The sequence below is a fragment of the Klenkia taihuensis genome, assembly GCF_900112525.1.
Lineage (GTDB): Bacteria > Actinomycetota > Actinomycetes > Mycobacteriales > Geodermatophilaceae > Klenkia > Klenkia taihuensis.
Genome location: NZ_FOMD01000003.1, coordinates 158,688 through 174,458, shown reverse-complemented (window position 1 = coordinate 174,458; position 15,771 = coordinate 158,688). Strand labels below are relative to the sequence as shown.

Sequence of the window (15,771 nt, the reverse complement as noted above, 5' to 3'; positions counted from 1 at the left end):
CGGGAGGCGGGCGCGGGAGGGGGCTCAGACGAGGGCGGGGGCGAGCAGGAGGAGGGTGGGGGCCAGGACGAGGGTCACCGCGGCACCCACCGCCAGCGGCCGGCCCCACCTCGGCAGGGGCTCGGGCGGGTCGAGCAGCCTGGTCACCCGCGCGGTCAGCACTCCCCCGCCCGCCGCCAGCGCACCCGTCGGCGCACCGCCCTCCGCGGCGGCCACGATCGCCCGGGCCAGCGTGCGGCGCGCCGCGGACCTGGGCAGCGAGCGCAGCGCGACGTCGTCGGCCCGCATCTCCACCAGGTCCCGGACGGCGTCGTGGGCGCGGTCGGCGGCCGGCAGCACGGGCAGTGCCTCCCGCCACGCGACGAAGGGCAGCAGCAGCAGGTGGTGCCGCTCGCCGAGGTGCGCCCGCTCGTGCGCGACGACGGCGGCCAGCTCGTCGGGGGCGAACTCCTCGACCATCCCCGACGAGAGCACGAGCAGCGGGCGGGCGCCCGGGATGCAGAACGCCGCGGGCACCGGGGAGTCCAGCACCCGGGCCTCGACGCCGGGCACCGGGTGCACCAGCAGCTCGAGCAGCGCGCGGTGCCGGGCCCGGGTGCGGGCGGTGCGCACCAGCGCCAACGCCAGCACGCCGAGCAGCTCCAGCGCCAGGACGGCGGCCAGCGTCTGGGCCACCCAGTGGTCCCCGCGCACCGGCTGCGCCGGCAGCTCCCCGGTGAACCAGTGCTGCGCCCACGCCCACCACGCCTCGGGCAGCGACCCGCCCCACGGCGAGAGCCCGTGCACCAGCAGCGCGCCGATGATCGACAGGCCACCGGCCAGCCCGATCGCCTGCCAGCAGACCAGCGCCGCGACCGGGTCGCGCCGGGGCCACCGCGCCCGCGAGAGCACGGCGGGCACCGGCCAGGCCAGCGCGAGCGCCAGCAGGCCGAGCAGCAGCGCGCTCAGCGGCAGCACGGGGTCAGGGCGTGTCGGCCAGCAGGGCGCGCAGCATCTCGGTCTCGCCCGGCGTCGCCGACCCGATGAAGCGGGCTAGCACGGCCTGCCGGTCGGCGGCCTGGCCGAGCACCTCGTGCATCAGCTCGGCGGCGTGGTCCTCGCGGCTGGCGACCGCGGCGAACCGGCGCGGGCGGGCGTCGTCGTGCCGCACGAAGCCCTTGCCCTCCAGGCGGGTGAGCACCGTGTGCACGGTGGTCAGCGCCAGGCCCCGGTCGGCCAGCGCGTCCCGCAGCTCCGCCGCCGACAGCGGGACGGCGCGGGACCACAGCTGGTCCATCACCGAGCGCTCCAGCTCCCCCAGCGACTCCACGGGTCCTCCTGTCTCGAACATCACCGGCGCTTCTTCTACCGGTTGTAGAAATCGACTTCTACGTGGCGTAGAAAGAAGTCGACCGATCGTAGACCAGGCTGGAGGCGGCCGCGGTGGACGTGCTCGACATCGCTCGTTGGCAGTTCGGCATCACGACCGTCTACCACTTCCTGATGGTCCCGCTGACCATCGGCCTGGGGCTGCTGGTCGCCGTCATGCACACCCTCTGGGTGCGCACCGGCCGGGCCGAGTGGCTGCGGATGACCCGGTTCTGGGGCCGCATCTTCCTCATCAACTTCGTCCTCGGCGTGGCCACCGGGCTGGTGCAGGAGTTCCAGTTCGGCCTGGCCTGGAGCGAGTACTCCCGCTTCGTCGGCGACGTGTTCGGCTCGATCCTGGCGCTGGAGGCCCTGCTGGCCTTCTTCCTGGAGTCCACGTTCCTGGGCCTGTGGATCTTCGGCTGGGGCCGGATCCCCAAGAAGCTGCACCTGGCGACGATCTGGGCGGCGGTCGTCGGCTCCACGATCAGCGCGTACTTCATCATCGCGGCCAACTCCTGGATGCAGCACCCGGTCGGCGTCGTCGTGGACGAGGCCACCGGCCGGCCGCGGCAGGTCGACTTCCTCGCCGTCCTGACGAACAACACCGCGCTGGCCGCCTTCAGCCACGCGATCGTGGCCTCGCTCATGGTCGCCGGCGGCCTGCTCGTGGGCATCGGGCTGTGGCACCTGCGCAAGCGGAAGCTGGCCGGGCGGAGCACCGAGGACGTCGACCACGCGGTGTGGCGCCGCTCGGTCCGGCTCGGCGGCTACGTCTCGCTGGCCGCGTTCGTGCTGGTGGCGCTGACCGGCGACTGGCAGGGCAAGCTCATGTACCAGCAGCAGCCGCTGAAGATGAGCTCGGCCGAGGCGCTGTGCGACACCGAGGCACCGGCGTCCTTCTCGCTGTTCGCCTTCTCCAAGCTCGGCAGCAACGAGTGCGACGACGTGCACTCGATCACCATCCCCTACATCCTCAGCTTCCTGGCCCACAGCGACTTCTCCTCCCCCGTCCCCGGGGTGAACCAGCTGCAGGAGCAGTACGCCGACGCCTACGGCGCCACTTACCCCGACGACCCGAGCTTCGGCGACAAGGCCGGCGAGCCGATCGACTACACGCCGGTCCTGGCGGTCACCTACTGGGGCTTCCGGCTGATGATCGGCATGGGCATGGTGTCGGCCGCGGTCGCCGCCTACGCCCTCTGGTCGACCAGGAAGGGGCGGGTGCCGACGTCCCGGATCGGTGTCTACGGCTCCCTGCTCGCGGTCGGCGCGCCGTTCGTCGGCAACGCCGCCGGGTGGGTCTTCACCGAGATGGGCCGCCAGCCCTTCGTCGTCGTCCCCAACCCGGACGTACCACGGGCCGAGCAGGTCTACTTCTTCACCGCCCAGGCCGTCTCCCCCGGCGTCACCGCCGCCGAGGTCTGGACGTCGCTGATCAGCCTGGGCGTGCTCTACGCCGTGCTGGCGGTGGTCGAGTTCGGGTTGATCGTCCGGTTCGTCCGGGCCGGGATCACCGAGGGCGACACCACCCCGACACCGGGCATCGGCGGCGGCCCGGGCACGGACGACGACGCACCCACCCGACCGGACGACGACGCCAGCGACGACGTCCTGCAGTTCGCGTACTGAGGAGCCCCGCCATGGACCTGCAGACCCTGTGGTTCGCCGCCGTCACGGTGCTGTGGACCGGCTTCCTGCTGCTGGAGGGCTTCGACTTCGGCGTCGCCGCGCTGCTGCCGGTGCTGTCGAAGGGCGACCCCGCGCAGCGGCGGGCGGACAAGAACCTGATGCTGCGCACCATCGGCCCGGTCTGGGACGGCAACGAGGTCTGGCTGGTAACCGCGGTCGGCGCGGTGTTCGCCGCCTTCCCCGGCTGGTACGCCACCTGGCTGCCGGCGATGTACCTGCCCTTCGTGCTGCTGCTGCTCGCGCTCATCGTGCGGGCGGTCGCCTTCGAGTGGCGGCACCAGCGGCACGACGCCGAGTGGGACGCCACCTGGACCCGGGTCATCACCGGCGGCTCGGTGGTCGCCGCGCTCGCCGTCGGCGGGGCGCTCGGCGCGACCACGCTGGGCCTGCCGGTCGGCGCGGACGGCACCCGGGTGGGTGGCGCCTTCTCCTGGGTGGGCTGGCCGGTCGCCCTCGGCGCGGTCGCGGTGCTCGCCTACTCGCTCGTGCACGGCGCGGTGTTCCTCGCGCTCAAGACCGAGGGCCCGGTCCGCGAGCGCGCGCGGGCGTTCGCGCTGCGCTGGTCGCCGCTGGCCGCGCTGCCCCTGCTGGCCTGGGCCGGGCTGGTGGTGCTCCGCTCCGGCGGGGTCGTCTCCACCGTGCTGTGGCTGGTCGCCGCGCTCGCCGTCGTCGGCACGTGGACCCGGCTGAAGGTCGACCGCGAGGGCCAGGCCTTCCTCGGCTGGGCGCTGGTGCTGCTGGCCTCGGCCGCCGCGGTGTTCGGCGCCGGCTACCCCACCGTCGTCGCCTCCACCGTCGACCCGGCGTTCGACGTGGTCATCGGCACCGCGTCGGTCAGCGACTACACGCTCACCGTGATGACCTGGGTCGCCGGCGTCGGCCTGCCGGTCGTGCTGGGCTACCAGGCGTGGACCTACTGGGTGTTCCGGAAGCGGCTGACCGCCGAGCCCGAGCACGCGCACGCATGAGCCCACGCATGAGCCCACGCCCGAACCGGGGCCCGCTCGCCCCGCTGGACGGCGTCCCCGGCGTCACCGGGGCCGTCGTCCGGGCCGGGGTGGTCGCCCTAGTGCAGACCCTCGGCGTGGTCGGGCTCGCCCTGGGCCTGGCGCACGGCCTGGCCGCCGCGGTCGACGGCCGGTCGCCGCTGCCCGCCCTCGCGCTGGCCGGTGCCGGCGCGCTGGTCCGGGCCGGCGGCGGCGCGGTCGGTGCCCGGTGGGCCAACCGGGACGCCCGGCGCAGCGAGGACGCCCTGCGCGGGCAGCTGCTGGACCGGCTGACCCGCGGGCCCGCCGCCGTGGACGCCGCGGGCGGCACCGGGCCGGCCGCGGTGCTGGTCACCACGCGGCTGCACGACCTGGCCCCCGCGCTGGCCGGTTACCTGCCCGCGTTCGCGCAGACCCTCGTCGTCCCGCCCGTGCTGCTGCTCGTGCTGGCCGGCACCGACCTGCTGTCGGCCGTCCTGGTCGCGCTGACCCTGCCGCTGGTGCCGGTGTTCATGGTGCTGGTCGGCAAGTACACCGCCGACCGCACCGCCGACGCCGCGCGGGCGCTGGACCGCATCGCCGCCCACGTGGCCGAGCTGGTCCGCGGGCTGCCGGTGCTCACCGGGCTGGGCCGGGCGGCCGAGCAGGCCGCGGCGCTGGCCGCGCTCGGCGACCGCCACCGCCGGACGACGACGGCGACGCTCCGGCTGGCGTTCCTGTCGGCCCTGGTCCTCGAGCTGATCGCGACGCTGTCCGTGGCGCTGGTCGCGGTGACCGTCGGGTTGCGGCTGGTCGAGGGGCACCTCGGCCTGGCCACCGGGCTGACCGCGCTGCTGCTGGCGCCCGAGGCGTTCGCGCCGCTGCGCGCGCTGGGGTCGGCCTACCACGCCAACGCCGACGCGGGGCAGGCCGCGGCCGAGGCCCGCGCGGTGCTCGCCGCCCCCGACCACGTCCCCGCGCCGGGCGCCCCGGCCGACGACCCCCGCGGCGCCGCCGTCGTGGTGTCGGACCTGTCGGTGCAGCACCCGGGCCGGGCCGTGCCCGCGCTCGCGCCCGCCGCGCTCGACGTCCGGCCCGGCGAGGTCGTCGCGCTGACCGGCCCCTCGGGGTCGGGCAAGTCCACCCTGCTCGCGGCGCTGGCCGGCACGCTGCCCACCACCGCGCAGGTCACCGGGCCGGTCACCGGGCTGCCCGACCGCGTCGCCGTCGCCCCGCAGCACCCGCGCACCACGGCCGAGACCGTCGCCGACGAGCTGCGGCTGCACGCCGGCATCGACGACGCCGACCCGCTGGACGCCGTGGTCGCCGAGGGCCTGGTCGTCGACGCGCTCGACCGGGTGGGCGCCACCGCGCTGGCCGGACGCCGGTGCATCACGCTGTCGCCGGGTGAGCTGCAGCGGGTGGCGCTGGCCCGCGCGCTGGTCCGGGTGCGCCGGGGTGCGGCGCTGCTGCTGCTCGACGAGCCCACCGCCCACCTCGACGACGCCGCCACCGCGCGGGTCGCCGCCGTCCTGGCCGACCTGCGGGGCACGGTCGCCGTCGTCCTGGTCACGCACGACCCGGTGCTGGCCGCGCTGGCCGACCGGTCGGTGACCCTCGCCGCCCCGCCCACCCCCGCGGTCGGGAGCTCCACCCCCGTCGACCGCCCCGGCGCGGGGGGTGCAGCTCCCGGGCCGGCGGCCGAGATGGACACCGGCTGGCCCCGGGCGGCCTTCGCCCGGGCCATCGGCGGCGGCACGGTCACCGCGCTGGCCGGGGTCGCCCTCACCGGGCTGTCGGGCTGGCTGGTGCTGCGGGCGGCCGAGATGCCGCCGGTGCTGACGCTGCTCGTCGCCATCGTCGGCGTGCGCGGCTTCGGCCTGCTGCGCGCGATCGCCCGCTGGGCCGAGCGGTTGGCCGCCCACGACGCGGCGCTCCGGCTGGCCGCGGGCACCCGGGTGCGGGTCTGGCGGGCGCTGGCCCGCCAGGGCCTGGCCGCCGACCGCACACCCGGCGCCGCACTCGCCCGCGCGGTCGGCGACGTCGGGCTGGTGCAGGACCTGTCGGTGCGCGTCGTCACGCCACCGGCGGTGGCCGCCGCGACCGCGCTGCTCGGCTGCGGCCTGCTCGCCCTGCTGTCGCCGGTCGCCGCGGCCGGTGTCCTGGCGGTGCTGCTGCTCACCGCGGCGGTCGTGGCGCTGCTGCACCGCCGGGTGGACGCCGAGGCCGCCCGCACCGAGGCCGACCTGCGGGTGCGGGCGCTGCAGGAGGCGACCGACGTCCTCGAGGGCGCGGTGGACCTGCGTGCGCACGGTCTGGCGACCCGTGCCGGCACGCGGGTGCAGGCACTGGCGGCAGCGCAGCGCACCGCGGCCGCCGGGGCGGTCCGGGCCTCCGCCGCCGCCGAGGGCGCGGTGGTCGCGGGGACCGGTCTGGCCGCCGTCGCGGCCGCCGCGCTGGGCTGGGCGTCCGGGGTGTCCGGGCCGGTCCTGGCCGTGCTGGCCCTCGCCCCGCTGGCCTTCGCCGAGCCGCTGACCGGCTGGGTCGGGTCACTGCAACGACGCGGCGCGTGGGACGCCGTCCGGGCGCGCCTGGACGCCGCGGTCGAGGCCCCGGTGGCCGAGGACCCGGCCACACCCGCCACTGTCCCCTCCCCGGTGGACCGGCTGACCACCGCCGGCCTGGTCGCCGGCTGGCCCGGCGGCCCGGACGTGCTGCAGGACGTCGACCTGACCGCCGACCGGGGCGGCTGGCTGGTGGTGCGCGGGCCGTCGGGGGCGGGCAAGTCCACCCTGCTGGCCGTGCTCATGGCGTCGCTGCGGCCCCGCGCCGGCCGCTACGACCTGGCCGGGGTGCCGGCCGACGAGCTGACCGGGGACGACGTCCGGTCGACCATGGCGTGGCTGCCGCAGGAGGCGCACGTCTTCGCGTCCTCGATCCGGGCGAACCTGGCGCTGGCCGGGCCGCGCGGGGAGGTCGGCGAGGACGCGATGCTCGCCGCGCTGGCCGCCTGCGGGCTCGGCCCGCTCGTGGCCGGGCTGCCCGACGGCCTGGACACCCCGGTCGGGGCCGGGGGGACGGCGCTGTCCGGTGGCGAGCGCCGCCGGCTGGCGGCGGCCCGGGCACTGCTGGCCGACCGGGACGTCGTCCTTCTCGACGAGCCGACCGCGCACCTGGACCGGCCCACCGCGCAGCGGCTGGTCGCCGACCTGCGCACCGCCCTGGCCGGGCGGGTGGTGGTCTGCGTGACGCACGACGACCGGGTCGCCGGCCCCGACGACGCGACCCTCACCCTCGAGACGAGGGTGAGGGTCGCGGCGGGCTGAACCACCGGCACCGGGGGTGGGGGCACCCCGGTGCCGGTGGGGTCTCGGGCGCCCGGCGGGGTCAGGGCCGGGGCGCGGAGCGGGTCAGCGGGTCCCGGAGTAGTGCACGACGGCGTTGGCGCCGCGGTGCCGGGCGGCGTCCAGGCACAGGACCGCGCGGCGCTCGACCTCGTGCGCGGTCAGGCCGGGCTCGAGGGTGGCGACGCCGGCGCAGGCGATGAGGCCGGTGACCGCGCCGGTGACGACGCCGGCCATCCGCGCGGCGACGACGTCGGCGGCGGCCGGGGTGCCCTCGACGAGCACGCCGAACTCGGTGTGGTCCTCGCGGGCCAGCCAGTCCTCGCCCCGGAGGGCGCCGGCGAGCAGCGAGGTGACGGTGGTGAGCGCGCCGGTGGACAGCGGCCAGCCGGTGTCCTTGCGCAGCAGCCCGATGACCACCAGCGAGGCGGGTGCCTCGGCCACGGTGGCCAGGCGGTCCTCGATGCGGTGGTGCAGGGCGGTGGGGCCGGGCAGCAGCGCCGCGTCGAGGGACGCGACCGGGGCCGGCGCGGTGAGCGTGGTGGTCATGCGTGCATCGTCGGCCTCGCGGGCGGCCGGGTTGTGCGCAATCGGAACAGGATCCCCCGAAGTGGGGGAACGGTTCTGTCGGAGGTGCGTGCAAGCCTGCGCCATGGCATTCACCGGTCACGTGTTCCTCGGCATGAGCGTCGACGGCTTCATCTCCCGCCCCGACGACGCCCTCGACTTCCTCGACCGCACCGACGGCTCGGGCGAGCCCGGTGACGCGGGGTTCACCGACTTCGTCACGTCGGTCGACGCGCTGCTCATGGGCCGCGGGACCTACCGGGTCATCGCCGGCGTCGAGGAGTGGCCCTACCAGGGCAAGCCGGTGCACGTGGTGAGCAGCACCCTCGACCCCGGCGCCGACCCGCGCATCACCGTGCACCGCTCGCTCGACGACGCGGTCGGCGCGCTCGACGCCGCCGGGTACCGCCGGGTCTACCTCGACGGCGGGTCGACGGTGCGGCAGCTGCTGGCCCGCGGCCGGGTGCAGACGCTGTGCCTGTCCCGCGTCCCGGTGCTGGTCGGCGAGGGGTTCAGCCTGTTCGGCCCGCTCCCGGCCGACGTCGACCTCGAGCACGTGTCCACCGAGGTGCTCGGCGGCGGGATGGTGCAGACCACCTACCGGGTCCGGGAATCCTCCCGCGGCACCACGGCTTGACGGCGGCATGGACGTCTTCCTCACCGGTGGCACCGGACTCGTCGGCTCCTCCGTGCTCGCGGCCCTGGTGGCCCAGGGGCACACCGTGCGCGCGCTGGCCCGCAGCGACTCCTCCGCCGCGGCGGTCGAGGCCGCCGGCGCGACCGCGGTGCGCGGCGACCTCACCGACGCCGACCTGCTGGCCCGCGAGGCCACCGCGGCCGAGGGGGTCATCCACACCGCCTCCCCCGGCGACGCCACCAGCGCCGACGTCGACGCCGCCTTCCTCGACGCCGTCCTGGGCGCGATCGCCGGCAGCGGCAAGCCCTACGTGCACACCGGCGGCGTGTGGGTGCACGGCCCGGGCACCGTCGACGAGGACACCCCGCGCGACGCCCCCGACCTCACCGCCTGGCGCGCGCCGCTCGACGCCCGGGTCACCGAGGCCCGCGACGGCGTCCGGTCGGTGCTCGTCGAGCCCGGCATCGTCTACGCCGAGCAGGGGGGTCAGGTCGCCGGCATCACCGCCGCCGTGCTCGGCGGCCCCACCGACGACGACGGCGCCGTCCAGCTCCCCGGCAGCGGCCGGCAGCACTGGACGACGGTGCACGCCGCCGACCTCGGCCGCCTCTACGTCCTCGCCCTCACCCACGCCCCGGCCGGCAGCACCTACCTGGGCGTGAACGGTCACAACCCGACGGTCGCCGAGATCGCCGACGCGGCTGGCGTCCGGGCGGTCGGCACCTCCGAGGAGGCCACCCGGGAGCGCATGGGCGCCTTCGGCGACGCGCTCCTGCTGGACCAGCAGGCCACCGGCGACAAGGCCCGCCGCGAGCTCGGCTGGTCCCCCACCGAGCCGACGCTCACCGAGCTGCTGGGCCGCCTGCGGGGCTGAACGGTCCGGTGGCCGGCACGTCGACGGCGACCTCGGGGCCCAGCCGGGCGTCGACGAGCTCGAGCCGGTCACCGGACCAGAAGCTGCCCGGGTCGTAGGAGTTCAGGGGCCGGTCCCCGGGCAGCAGGCCCATGGCGGTGTAGGTGGCAGCCACCAGCTCGGCGCAGAAGATCGTCTCGGCGTCCGTGCGCCGGTTCACCAGCCCGCTGGCCCAGCCACGGGCCAGCCGCGCCGTCGTCGGGAACGGCCGGCCGTCGTGCCGGGCGACCGCGCGCAGCACGGCGTCCTCCATGCCCGGGGTGACCCCGCCGTCGTCGGCCGGGCCGACCAGCTGGCGCAGCCACGCCCGCTGGCCGTACTTCTGCCGCCACACCTGGACGGCGTCGCGCAGGTCGTGCAGCTGGACGCCGCGCTGGTGGGTGCCGGTCCAGGCGTCGGGCAGCGACTTGCCGAGCTCGGCGTGCCAGAGCAGCGGCGGCAGGTCGTCGAGCACCACGGCCATGCCGACGTGGTTGACCGGCGAGTTGGTCAGCGTCTGGATGGCGCGGTCGGCCACCGAGGCGCCGCGGAACAGCCAGACGTCACCGGTGCGGGTCAGGTCGACCGCGGCGTCGAGGGTCAGCACGGTCAGGACGCCAGCGACGCGCCGGCGGGGTGCGCGACCTGGGCCCAGACCTCGTCCAGCGACAGGTCGAGCTCGGCGGCGACCGCGGCCACGGTGCTGAAGGCCGGCGTGGCCACCCGGCCGGACTCGATCTTGCGCAGCGTCTCCGGGGAGATCCCGGCGGCCAGCGCGGTGTCGAGCAGGGTGCGCCCGCCGCGGGCCCGGCGCAGCAGGGCGCCCAGCCGCCGGCCGCGCTCGACGTCGTCGGGGGTGAGGGGCAACCGGACCATGGGCGGGATACTAGTACCGGGATAACATGGCCGGCGTGATCGAGATCCTGTCCCCGTCCCAGGTCGCCCGCGCCCGGGAGACCGGCGCGCTGGTCGCCGACGTCCTGTATTCCTTGCGCGACCGGGCGACCGTGGGCACCAACCTGCTCCAGATCGACACCTGGGCCAAGGAGATGATCCTCGGCGCCGGGGCGACCTCCTGCTACGTCGACTACTCCCCCTCCTTCGGCCGCGGCCCGTTCGGCCACTACATCTGCACCTCGGTCAACGACGGCGTGCTGCACGGCCTCCCCCACGACTACGACCTGCGCGACGGCGACCTGCTCAGCCTCGACCTGGCCGTGGTGCTGGGCGGGGTGGCCGCGGACTCGGCGATCAGCTTCGTGGTCGGCGACTCCCGCCCGGCCGAGAGCCTGCGGCTGATCGAGACCACCCAGCGGGCGCTGGCCACCGCGATCGAGACCGCCGGCCCGGGCGTGAAGCTCGGCGACGTGTCGGCCGCGATCGGCGAGGTGCTGCGCGGCGCCGGCTACTCGGTGAACACCGAGTTCGGCGGGCACGGCATCGGCACGACCATGCACCAGGACCCGCACGTGCCCAACGACGGCCGGGCGGGCCGCGGGATGAAGATGCGCCCGGGTCAGCTGCTCGCGCTGGAGCCGTGGGTCATGGCCGACACCGACGAGCTGGTCACCGACGACGACGGCTGGACGCTGCGCAGCGCCACCGGCTGCCGCACCGCGCACAGCGAGCACACCGTGGCCATCACCGAGGACGGCGTCGAGGTGCTCACCCTCCCCAGCCGCCGCTGACCCCGGCGCCCGCCCGGGTCGAGCCACCTCGGGGCCCCCTGACCCGCGTCGTGGCACGGGCCAGGGGGCGCCGGCGCGGCTCCACCCGGCCGGGCGCAGCGGTTACGGTGCCGGGCATGCGTGCGGGGACGATCGGGAAGGTGCTCGGGCTCGCGGGGCTGGCCGGGGTCGCGGCCACCGGCGTGGTGCTGGCCCGCGACGAGCGGCAGCGCCGGGCCTACACGCCCGACGACGTCCGGGCCCGCCTGCACGCGCGCGCCGAGGCCGCCGCGGCCGACGACCGGGCCGTGGCGCAGGACGAGCCCGGCTCCCCCATGGTCGAGACCCGCGACGGGCTGTCCTTCCTCCCCCGGCCCACCACCCGCCGCGGGCGGGTGGCCCAGCGCGTGCGCCGGCAGCTGCGCCACCTCCCGCACTGGGCACAGCCGGGCCGCGGCGACACCGACTGACAGCCCACGGTCGGCCCGGGGCCGCGCCGGGAACCCTCGGCTGTCAGTCGACGGGCCGGCGGGGGCGGTAGGTCAGCAGCAGGTGGCCGGTCGGCGTGGTCACCGACCGGGCCAGCTCCAGCCGGGTGGCCGGGACCCCGTCGAGCAGCCGCCGGCCCGACCCGGCGACGGCGGGCGCGACCACCAGCCGCAGCTCGTCCACCAGGTCCGCCGCCAGCAGCGTCTGCACCAGCGAGATGCTGGCGTGCACCCCGATGTCCCCGCCGTCCCCCGCGCGCAGCGCCCGCACGTACGGGACCGGGTCGCCCTCGACCGCGGTCGCCCGCCACCCGCCGGGCAGCGGGCTGGACGTCGCCACGTGCTTGGGCAGCGCGTTGATGAAGGTGGCGAACGGCTCGACGTCGCTGGTGGGCCAGTAGTGCGCCCACTCGTCGTGGCTGCGGCGGCCGAGCAGGACGTCGGTCTGCGTGCTGATCACCTCCGCGAGGTTCGCGTCCAGGACGTCGTCCCAGGTGTCGATGAACTGGTCCGGCGACTCGGCGACGCCGTCCAGGGACAGCAGCTCGTAGGCGATGACTCTGCGCATGCCCTCCAGACGGCCGGGCGGCGCGGAGGTCATCGCTCCAGGGCCGGTCCCTCGTCCTTGAGCACCACGCCCGACGCGCCCAGCTCCCGCGAGGCGAGCAGCAGACCGGCCAGCGTCTCGGCGGCCTGCGCGTAGGACAGCCCGTGCGGCGGGCGGACGTTGGAGATGCAGTTGCGCTCGCTGTCGGCCCGGCCCGGTCGCGGACCCCAGGTCAGGTAGAGCCCGAGCGAGTCCGCCGACGACAGGCCCGGCCGCTCCCCGATGACCACCACGACGATGCGGGCGCCGAGGGCCTCCCCCACCGGGTCGCCGAGCGCCACCCGCGCCTGCGTGGCCACCACCAGCGGGGCCACCGACCAGCCGGCCAGCCGCTCCAGCACGGCGGCCACCGTCCCGGGGGCGTGGTCGGCGACGGCCCGCGGCGACAACCCGTCGGCCACCACCACGGCCAGGTCGTAGGAGCCCCCCGGCAGCGACGTGCCCTCGGCGAGCTGCCGCCCGAGGTCGGGTCGCTGCAGGTAGGTCGCCCGGTCCGGCGCCGCGGAGGTCACGGTCAGCACGTCGAGACCGGTCTCGCCCAACGAGGAGACGAGGGTGTCGACGTCCAGCGGGGTGTGCACGGCGTCCCGGGCGGCGGCGTGCGCGGCGCGGAACTCCAGCAGCCGGTCGGTGGGCAGGCCGTCCCCGGCCCGGCCCAGTGCCACGCGCGCCCGGGTGGCCGAGCGCAGCACGTCGAAGGCGTCGCTCACCGGGCCGCCGCCAGCAGCGCGCGGGCCTGGGGCGCGTCGGCGGTCAGCTCCCGCACCCGGCCGGTGTCGTCGACCAGGTCCATCCGCTGCAGCCACGCCTCGAACTCCGGCGCCGGGCGCAGACCCAGCACCTGCCGGGCGGTGAGCACGTCCTGGAACGAGAGCGACTGGTAGTGCAGCATCACGTCGTCCGACCCCGGGACGGCGATGACGAACGAGCAACCGGCCGCGCCGAGCAGCAGGGTGAGGGTGTCGGTGTCGTCGGGGTCGACGTCGGTGTGGTTGGTGTAGCAGACGTCGACGCCCATGGGCAGGCCGAGCAGCTTGCCGCAGAAGTGGTCCTCCAGGCCCGCACGGATGACCTGCTTGGCGTCGTAGAGGTACTCCGGCCCGATGAACCCGACGACGGTGTTCACCAGCAGCGGGTCGAAGTGCCGGGCCACGCCGTAGGCGCGGCACTCCAGGGTCTGCTGGTCCACCGGCCGGCCACCGACGCCCAGGTGCGCGCCGGCCGACAGCGCCGACCCCTGCCCGGTCTCGAAGTACGTCACGTTCGACCCCACGGTGCCCCGGCCCAGCTCGAGGGCGGCGGCGTGCGCCTCGGAGAGCAGGTCCAGCGTCACCCCGAAGCCCTCGTTGCCGCCCTGCGTCCCGGCCACCGACTGGAACACCAGGTCCACCGGCGCGCCCTTCTCCAGCGCGCGCAGCGTCGTCGTCACGTGGGCCAGCACGCAGGACTGGGTGGGGATCTCGTACCGGCTGATCACCGCGTCGATGAGCTCCAGCAGCGCGATCGTCTGCGCCGGGGAGTCCGTCGCCGGGTTGATCCCGATGACCGCGTCACCGGACCCGTGCAGCAGGCCGTCCAGCAGCGAGGCGGTGACGCCGAGCGCGTCGTCGGTGGGGTGGTTGGGTTGCAGCCGCGACGCCAGCCGGCCGGGCAGCCCGATGGTCGACCGGAGCCCCGTGATCACCCGGGCCCGGCGGCCGACCGCGACCAGGTCGGCGTTGCGCATGAGCTTGGACACCGCCGCGGCCATCTCCGGCGTCAGGCCGCGCGCCAGCCCGGAGATGGCCGGCTCGTCACCGGCGGCGGCGCGGGCGAGCAGCCACTCGCGGAACCCCCCGACGGTGAGGGCGCGCACCGGCTCGAGGGCGGCGGCGTCCAGGGTGTCGAGCACGAGGCGGGTGACGTCGTCCTCGTCGTAGCCGACGACCTGCTCGTCGAGGAACGTGGTCAGCGGCAGGTCCGCGAGCACCGTCTGCGCCGCGACCCGCTCGGCCTCCGACGTCGCGGCGCAGCCGGCCAGCACGTCGCCCGACCGGGCCGGGGTGGCCTTGGCCATCACCTCGACCAGGGTCGGGAACTCGTAGGTGTGGCCGGCCACCGTTGCCCGGCGAGCTGTCATCGGACGTCGTCCTCCGCCGCGGCCAGCGCCGCGAACTCCTCCTCCGGCGCCGCGGCCACCAGGTGGTGCCGGGAGTAGAACGCGAAGTAGGCCATGAACAGCGCGAAGGCGACCAGCGTGAGGCCGGCGGCGAGCGGGTCGACCAGGAAGGTGGCCAGCACCGCGAGGACGGCGAGCACCAGCGCCACCGTCGTCGTCGCCGTCCCGCCCGGCGTCCGGTACGGGCGCTCCAGGTCGGGCTCGCGGCGGCGCAGCACGATGTGGCTGGTCATCATCAGCACGTAGGACAGCGCCGCCCCGAACACCGCCATGTTCAGCAGCACCGCGCCCTGGCCGGTCAGGGTGAGCAGGAACCCGACGACGCCGGGGACGACGAGGGCCAGCACCGGGGCCTTGCGGCTGTCGGTGACCGACAGCGACCGCGGCAGGTAGCCGGCGCGGGAGAGCGCGAAGGTCTGCCGGCTGTAGGCGTAGACGATGGAGAAGAAGCTGGCGACCAGCCCGACCAGCCCCATGTAGTTCACGACCGTCTGCAGGGTGCCCGGCTGCAGGCCGTCGACGGGCGGGTTGGCCGACTCGCTGATCAGCTGCGCGCCCCCGGCGCCGGTGGTGAACACCAGCATGAGGACGGCGAGCACGGCCAGCACGCCCATGGCCGCGACGATGCCGCGCGGCATGGACCGGGCCGGGTCCTTGGCCTCCTCGGCGGCCAGGGGCACGCACTCCACGGCGAGGAAAAACCAGATGCCGAAGGGGAACGCGGCCCAGATGCCGAGCACGCCGAAGGGCAGCCACTCCGACGCACCGACGGCGTCGGTGGGGGCCATGTCCGTGAGGTTGGCGGCGTCGAAGGCGGGGATCGCACCGAGCAGGAACAGCACGAGGCCGACGACGGCGACCGCGGCGATGGCCATCATGACCTTGAGCGCCTCGCCGACGCCCATCAGGTGGATGCCGATGAACAGCGCGTAGACGGCCAGGTAGACCCACCAGCCGTCGGTGATGCCGAACAGGCCGAGGGACTCCACGTAGCCGCCGATGAAGGTGGCGATGGCGGCCGGGGCGATGGCGTACTCGATGAGGACGGCGACGCCGGTGGCGTAGCCGCCCCAGGGTCCGAGCGCGCGCCGGGCGAAGGTGTAGCCGCCGCCCGCGGTCGGCAGCGCGGCGCCGAGCTCGGCGAGGCCGAACACCATGGCGGTGTACATGATCCCCATGAGGACCGTGGCGATGAGCAGCCCGCCGAAGCCGCCCTCGGCGAGGCCGAAGTTCCAGCCGGCGTAGTCGCCGGAGATGACGGCGGCGACGCCGAGGCCGGCGAGCAGCGGCCAGCCGGCGGTGCCGGTGCGCAGCTGCCGCTTGGCGAGGTACTCGCTCGTCCCGGTCGGTGCGATGGGTTCAGCGGTCACAGCGGGGCCTCCGGTCGTCGGGTGGCGCTCACTGTGG

Annotated in this window: 16 protein-coding genes; 7 read left to right on the top strand and 9 right to left on the bottom strand. The window is 75.9% G+C overall.

Annotated features, from left to right (window positions below; all coding sequences use genetic code 11):
- Positions 1 to 24: 24 nt before the first annotated feature.
- Together BM158_RS12925 and BM158_RS12920 are read right to left on the bottom strand one after the other, a co-directional pair.
- Entirely contained in the window at positions 25 to 957 is a 933-nt protein-coding gene (locus BM158_RS12925; RefSeq protein ID WP_091559411.1) for a M56 family metallopeptidase, read from the bottom strand.
- 4 nt (positions 958 to 961) lie between these two features.
- The gene (locus BM158_RS12920) at positions 962 to 1,309 is read right to left on the bottom strand and encodes a BlaI/MecI/CopY family transcriptional regulator (protein WP_091062682.1); all 348 of its coding nucleotides are present in this window, start codon (positions 1,307 to 1,309) and stop codon (positions 962 to 964) included.
- A gap of 113 nt (positions 1,310 to 1,422) precedes the next feature.
- Between BM158_RS12920 and BM158_RS12915 the strand changes: the two genes are divergently transcribed.
- Genes BM158_RS12915 through cydC form a run of 3 tightly spaced genes read left to right on the top strand, consistent with a single transcriptional unit; the run spans position 1,423 to position 7,330 of the window.
- On the top strand, positions 1,423 to 2,979 hold the full coding sequence (locus BM158_RS12915; protein ID WP_091559408.1) for a cytochrome ubiquinol oxidase subunit I: 1,557 nt from the start codon (positions 1,423 to 1,425) through the stop codon (positions 2,977 to 2,979).
- An 11-nt stretch (positions 2,980 to 2,990) separates the two neighbouring features.
- Entirely contained in the window at positions 2,991 to 4,007 is a 1,017-nt protein-coding gene (gene cydB, locus BM158_RS12910; protein WP_091559404.1) for a cytochrome d ubiquinol oxidase subunit II, read from the top strand.
- An 8-nt stretch (positions 4,008 to 4,015) separates the two neighbouring features.
- Positions 4,016 to 7,330, top strand: a complete 3,315-nt coding sequence (gene cydC, locus BM158_RS12905) for a thiol reductant ABC exporter subunit CydC (protein ID WP_091559400.1) — start codon at positions 4,016 to 4,018, stop codon at positions 7,328 to 7,330.
- Between the two features lie 84 nt (positions 7,331 to 7,414).
- Here the strand turns inward: cydC and BM158_RS12900 are convergent, their stop codons facing one another.
- Entirely contained in the window at positions 7,415 to 7,897 is a 483-nt protein-coding gene (locus BM158_RS12900) for a nucleotidyl cyclase domain-containing protein (protein WP_091559396.1), read from the bottom strand.
- Positions 7,898 to 8,000: 103 nt separating this feature from the next.
- Here BM158_RS12900 and BM158_RS12895 point away from each other — a divergent pair, with 103 nt between their 5' ends.
- Together BM158_RS12895 and BM158_RS12890 are read left to right on the top strand one after the other, a co-directional pair.
- Positions 8,001 to 8,552: a dihydrofolate reductase family protein gene (locus tag BM158_RS12895; RefSeq protein ID WP_091559393.1), complete on the top strand. Its 552-nt coding sequence runs from the start codon at positions 8,001 to 8,003 to the stop codon at positions 8,550 to 8,552.
- 7 nt (positions 8,553 to 8,559) lie between these two features.
- On the top strand, positions 8,560 to 9,426 hold the full coding sequence (locus tag BM158_RS12890) for an NAD-dependent epimerase/dehydratase family protein (RefSeq protein WP_091559389.1): 867 nt from the start codon (positions 8,560 to 8,562) through the stop codon (positions 9,424 to 9,426).
- On the opposite strand, the gene BM158_RS12885 is transcribed toward BM158_RS12890, so the two are convergent.
- Positions 9,395 to 10,051, bottom strand: coding sequence for a hypothetical protein (locus tag BM158_RS12885; protein WP_229827432.1), 657 nt, complete (start codon positions 10,049 to 10,051; stop codon positions 9,395 to 9,397). The two genes, BM158_RS12890 and BM158_RS12885, sit on opposite strands and share 32 nt — an antisense overlap.
- A gap of 2 nt (positions 10,052 to 10,053) precedes the next feature.
- Positions 10,054 to 10,320, bottom strand: coding sequence for a helix-turn-helix domain-containing protein (locus tag BM158_RS12880; protein ID WP_091559383.1), 267 nt, complete (start codon positions 10,318 to 10,320; stop codon positions 10,054 to 10,056).
- A gap of 35 nt (positions 10,321 to 10,355) precedes the next feature.
- Here BM158_RS12880 and map point away from each other — a divergent pair, with 35 nt between their 5' ends.
- Positions 10,356 to 11,132: a type I methionyl aminopeptidase gene (map, locus tag BM158_RS12875; protein WP_091561121.1), complete on the top strand. Its 777-nt coding sequence runs from the start codon at positions 10,356 to 10,358 to the stop codon at positions 11,130 to 11,132.
- A gap of 116 nt (positions 11,133 to 11,248) precedes the next feature.
- Positions 11,249 to 11,581 carry a hypothetical protein gene (locus BM158_RS12870; RefSeq protein WP_091559378.1) on the top strand — a complete coding sequence of 111 codons (333 nt, stop codon included), beginning with the start codon at positions 11,249 to 11,251 and terminating at the stop codon, positions 11,579 to 11,581.
- A 43-nt stretch (positions 11,582 to 11,624) separates the two neighbouring features.
- Here the strand turns inward: BM158_RS12870 and BM158_RS12865 are convergent, their stop codons facing one another.
- The 4 genes from BM158_RS12865 to eat are packed head-to-tail and all read right to left on the bottom strand — an operon-like array spanning position 11,625 to position 15,734.
- The gene (locus BM158_RS12865; protein WP_091561119.1) at positions 11,625 to 12,167 is read right to left on the bottom strand and encodes a dihydrofolate reductase family protein; all 543 of its coding nucleotides are present in this window, start codon (positions 12,165 to 12,167) and stop codon (positions 11,625 to 11,627) included.
- A 29-nt stretch (positions 12,168 to 12,196) separates the two neighbouring features.
- Positions 12,197 to 12,916 (bottom strand): ethanolamine ammonia-lyase subunit EutC, encoded by a 720-nt coding sequence (gene eutC, locus BM158_RS12860; RefSeq protein WP_091559374.1) that lies wholly within the window; start codon positions 12,914 to 12,916, stop codon positions 12,197 to 12,199.
- Positions 12,913 to 14,325 (bottom strand): ethanolamine ammonia-lyase subunit EutB, encoded by a 1,413-nt coding sequence (locus BM158_RS12855; RefSeq protein ID WP_091559371.1) that lies wholly within the window; start codon positions 14,323 to 14,325, stop codon positions 12,913 to 12,915. Before BM158_RS12855 ends, eutC begins: the two co-directional genes overlap by 4 nt.
- Positions 14,322 to 15,734: an ethanolamine permease gene (eat, locus tag BM158_RS12850; RefSeq protein ID WP_207506549.1), complete on the bottom strand. Its 1,413-nt coding sequence runs from the start codon at positions 15,732 to 15,734 to the stop codon at positions 14,322 to 14,324. Before eat ends, BM158_RS12855 begins: the two co-directional genes overlap by 4 nt.
- Positions 15,735 to 15,771 lie beyond the last annotated feature (37 nt).

Bases quoted from the DNA above. Each gene is read 5' to 3' on its own strand.
- cydC (WP_091559400.1), top strand. From the start codon at position 4,016: ATGAGCCCACGCCCGAACCGGGGCCCGCTCGCCCCGCTGGACGGCGTC.
- BM158_RS12890 (WP_091559389.1), top strand. From the start codon at position 8,560: ATGGACGTCTTCCTCACCGGTGGCACCGGACTCGTCGGCTCCTCCGTG.
- BM158_RS12870 (WP_091559378.1), top strand. From the start codon at position 11,249: ATGCGTGCGGGGACGATCGGGAAGGTGCTCGGGCTCGCGGGGCTGGCC.
- cydB (WP_091559404.1), top strand. From the start codon at position 2,991: ATGGACCTGCAGACCCTGTGGTTCGCCGCCGTCACGGTGCTGTGGACC.
- BM158_RS12855 (WP_091559371.1), bottom strand. From the start codon at position 14,325: ATGACAGCTCGCCGGGCAACGGTGGCCGGCCACACCTACGAGTTCCCG.
- BM158_RS12865 (WP_091561119.1), bottom strand. From the start codon at position 12,167: ATGCGCAGAGTCATCGCCTACGAGCTGCTGTCCCTGGACGGCGTCGCC.
- BM158_RS12895 (WP_091559393.1), top strand. From the start codon at position 8,001: ATGGCATTCACCGGTCACGTGTTCCTCGGCATGAGCGTCGACGGCTTC.
- BM158_RS12880 (WP_091559383.1), bottom strand. From the start codon at position 10,320: ATGGTCCGGTTGCCCCTCACCCCCGACGACGTCGAGCGCGGCCGGCGG.
- BM158_RS12900 (WP_091559396.1), bottom strand. From the start codon at position 7,897: ATGACCACCACGCTCACCGCGCCGGCCCCGGTCGCGTCCCTCGACGCG.